The following is a 1,961-nucleotide window of genomic DNA, read 5'->3' as shown; positions in this document are numbered from 1 at the left end:
GATTTCAGGTTGCAGATTTCAGATAGAAATTCCATCAAGATTGTCATTCCGCAGGAATCTCACAAGAAAATCCTTAGGTAAACATTATATAATTAAGACTCCGAAATTCCATCGGAGTTTTTTTAGTTATATTTGTTAAAACAATTTCCGTTTTATGAATTTAAATTTACGAACCGTAAACGTCACCCGATACATTACGCCACTTCGCGAAGGCGGATCACTTCCTGCTTTGGCCGAAGCTGATGACGATTTTAAATATGTTTTAAAATTTCGTGGTGCTGGTCATGGCGTAAAAGCCTTGATTGCCGAATTTCTTGGTGGCCAAATTGCTAAATTTCTTGGTTTGCCAGTTCCAGAATTGGTTTTTGCTAATCTAGACGAAGCTTTTGGAAGAACTGAAGCCGATGAAGAAATTCAGGATTTATTGCAATTCAGTCAAGGATTGAATTTGGGTTTGCATTATCTATCGGGTGCAATAACTTATGATGCAGCAACCAATGATTGCGACGAGGTTTTGGCTTCTAAAATCGTTTGGCTTGATGCGTTTATTACTAATGTTGACCGAACTTTTAGAAATACCAATTTACTTATTTGGAGAAAAGAATTGTGGTTAATTGATCACGGTGCTGCTTTTTATTTTCATCATTCTTGGGATAATTGGAAAGCCAATGCTGTTTCGCCTTTTGCTTTAATAAAAGATCATGTTTTATTACCAAAAGCAAGTAAATTGGAAGAAGCAAATACCGAATTTACTTCAAAATTAAATGACGTAATTCTAAAAGAAATTGTAAATCAAATTCCGGATGATTGGTTGCAATGGGAAGATGGTGCAATTTCTCCAGAAGAAATTAAAGAAGTTTATTTTCAGTTTTTGTCCATTCGATTATCAAATTCAAATCTATTTTTAAAACAAGCGCAAGATGCACGAAAAACACTTATATGAGTATGCTGTTCTTCGTGTAGTTCCAAAAGTGGAGCGCGAAGAATTTATCAATATCGGATTGTTACTTTTTTGTAAACGTCAAAAATATTTACGAATTGAATACCGTATTTTTTCTGATAAAATAAAATCCATTTGTTCTGAGTTTGACCAAGAGCAATTGAAAGAAAATTTAGATTCTTTTGTAAAAATTGGAAGCGGAAAAAAAGATGGCGGACCAATTGCAACCTTCGATATTGCAGAACGCTTTCGATGGTTGACGGCAGTTAAGAGTTCGAGTATTCAAACCTCTCGACCACATTCTGGTTTCAGCTCAAATTTGGATGAAACATTTGAAAAATTATATTCAGAATTAGTTTTATAAAACAAATAAAATGCACAAAATAAAAACACTCTTAGAAAATTTAAAAGACGTAAAAGTTATAGATTCTTCCATCGATTACTCCGATTATGTTGCTGTAGATTTATCGGCATCCAACGAAGAATTATCCAAATTAAATATTACTGATGCAGCAGCATTTGAAAATTATATTGAAGATTATCTTACTAAAAACAATGCAAAAGTAGCTTTTGGTGGTTATCAAGAAATTAGAAATTTGTACAAAAGAAGTACGGTTTTCAATGATGAAAATTCGGACGAGCGCAACATTCACATTGGTTTGGATTTATGGATAAAAGCTGGAACATCGGTTTTAGCGGCATTAGACGGAACCATTCATAGTTTTCAAAACAACACTTCTCTTGGCGATTATGGTCCGACAATTATACTGGAACATCAAATTGAAGAACTAAAATTTTATACATTATACGGACATTTGAGTTTGGATAGTCTAACAGATAAACAAATTGGAACAGAAGTCAAAAAAGGAGAAGTAATTGCAACATTGGGTTCGCCACCAATAAACGGCGATTATGCACCGCATTTACATTTTCAGATTATCATTGATATTGAAAATAAAGTTGGTGATTATCCTGGAGTTTGTAACGAAAAAGATTTAGAATTTTATTCAGAAAATTGTCC

3 protein-coding genes are annotated in these 1,961 nt (G+C 33.4%); all 3 read left to right on the top strand.

Features of this window, described 5'->3' with window-relative positions; genetic code table 11:
• Window positions 1–154: 154 nt before the first annotated feature.
• A complete protein-coding gene (locus DIU01_RS00570; protein ID WP_290831322.1) occupies window positions 155–943 on the top strand; it encodes a HipA family kinase in 789 nt (262 codons plus the stop codon).
• Window positions 921–1,304 (top strand): DUF3037 domain-containing protein, encoded by a 384-nt coding sequence (locus tag DIU01_RS00565; protein ID WP_290831321.1) that lies wholly within the window; start codon window positions 921–923, stop codon window positions 1,302–1,304. The genes DIU01_RS00570 and DIU01_RS00565 overlap by 23 nt, the downstream gene beginning before the upstream one ends.
• Window positions 1,305–1,314: 10 nt before the next feature.
• Window positions 1,315–1,961: peptidoglycan DD-metalloendopeptidase family protein (locus DIU01_RS00560; protein WP_290831320.1), on the top strand; the 647-nt coding region annotated here is incomplete at its 3' end.

Source organism: Flavobacterium sp. (genome assembly GCF_003525665.1).
Lineage (GTDB): Bacteria > Bacteroidota > Bacteroidia > Flavobacteriales > Flavobacteriaceae > Flavobacterium.
Note: the sequence above shows the minus strand (reverse complement) of the source record. Positions and strands in the feature narration are given on the sequence as shown.

Coding starts and splice junctions, on each gene's coding strand:
- DIU01_RS00570 (WP_290831322.1), top strand. CDS start 155: ATGAATTTAAATTTACGAACCGTAAACGTCACCCGATACATTACGCCA.
- DIU01_RS00565 (WP_290831321.1), top strand. CDS start 921: ATGCACGAAAAACACTTATATGAGTATGCTGTTCTTCGTGTAGTTCCA.